Here is a 1,686-nt window from a genome sequence, read left to right on the forward strand (position 1 = left end):
CAATGGCATTAAGTTAAGGCTAATTATGAGAGAAGTTGGTATCTTTTTTCGATACTAACTTCTCTTTTCATTTTCTTGTCACAGATTAAATTCCATACATTAATCAAAAAAATGTACGACAAATAGACAAGAGCAATACCCTTGTCAAAAATTGATACATTTTTCGATATTTTATGCTATTCTATACATGAAGCTTATTGCTTGTTTGACTTTCATTTCTCGTGGTCTTGAGCGCCCGGGGCGAATGGGTAGTACATATCTGGCAATGAGCAGTTCAACATCAGGTGGGTTATTTATACTTAACAGGAAATCACGGCATATATGTACAGCAACAGAAAAGTTGATTTTATATTCATATTTTCTGGAACCCTTTTCTATGACTACGTGCGAGGTAATCAATTCAGAAAAGTTATACATTATTAGCCCTGCGAAAATTTCTTGGAGTATATAGTCCACCTTTTTCGAATGAAAATGAAGTAATCCTATAGTATATTTTAAATCTCTAAAAGATGTTTCAATTCCCCACCTCATGCCGTATAGTTTCTTTAGTTCATCTGAAGGAAATTCTACTGCGTCCAGATTGGTTACTACAACTTCATATGAATTATCTGATATTGGAAAACGTACAATTCTAAATGGTAGATGATACAATACTGCAGGATCTGATTTTTTACTTTTTGACGGCAGATAATCGAACGTACATTTATGTGATATCCATCGATATGTATTCTTCTGCTGCAATAAATTCTTCATTTCATTTGTCTGTTTCCGAGTTAAATTTAAATCTATATACTCATCAAATTCCTCTGTGTCAGGTAAGTCTAAGCCGTGCAAAATGCCTGTTTTGTACTTGCCAAAATCCTTTACTCGTATAAGGTAGAACCAACCTTTTTCTTGTATATGTGCCATGTTGTTATACGACTCATACCCTCTGTCCGCAGTAACAATGGTCTTTGTGGTAAAATCAGATCTATCAACCATTTCAATTAATGCTTTGTTTTCTCCGGCTTCTTTAGCTTTATAAACTATAGCATCTTCATATGTGTGAGAAAGAAGGTTGTATAAAGCATTAAGGTGAAGGAGATTGTAGGGTTTTACGCCTTCTTTTGTTTGAAAAAAAGACGCTTTGTCCCTCGGATTAGTTGCAATTTGAATATCTGAACCATCAATAGCTAAAAGTTTATATCCCCTATAATTATCGCTTCGGGCTGTTTGGGAAGCGAACTCTTGAAAAAGTTTTTCCAGTGCGGCTGGTAGGATTTTCTTTCTCTGCTGAACAAATGCTGATGATGTTGCGGTAGTGGTACTGCAACCAAACTGTCGTAATAGTTCGTTCGTTAAAGTAGCCCCCTCCATCGTTAGCAATGACAAAATCATATTTTCATATGGAATTTTCCTATTTCTTGTAAAATTCACATCGGGGTCAGAAACAAGTCCTGTTAAATCCTGCTTCTGCTTATTAATGAGATTCAATAATAAGTTTCTTAATTTCTGTGAGTTTCTATTCATGCGATTTCCTCCTTGTAAATAGATGTTTTCTAATTACAAGAGCCGCTTTAGCTACCTCTCAAAATTCTCAGTAGCTAAAGCGGCCGCATTTTATGACTGATTTGTCAATAGTTTATTGCAAAAAAAATCCCACACCACATTTCTGTGATGTGAGATTTCCTTAACTTAATGCCATTG

At 35.1% G+C, this 1,686-nt stretch carries 1 protein-coding gene; it reads right to left on the minus strand.

The annotated features are described in order from the left end of the window. Positions 1-171 precede the first annotated feature (171 nt). Positions 172-1,509: an IS4 family transposase gene (locus DW981_RS14605; RefSeq protein WP_118508241.1), complete on the minus strand. Its 1,338-nt coding sequence runs from the start codon at positions 1,507-1,509 to the stop codon at positions 172-174. Positions 1,510-1,686 lie beyond the last annotated feature (177 nt).

The sequence above is a fragment of the Clostridium sp. AM49-4BH genome (assembly GCF_003478335.1).
GTDB lineage: Bacteria > Bacillota > Clostridia > Lachnospirales > Lachnospiraceae > Butyribacter.

Coding starts and splice junctions, on each gene's coding strand:
- DW981_RS14605 (WP_118508241.1), bottom strand. CDS start 1,509: ATGAATAGAAACTCACAGAAATTAAGAAACTTATTATTGAATCTCATT.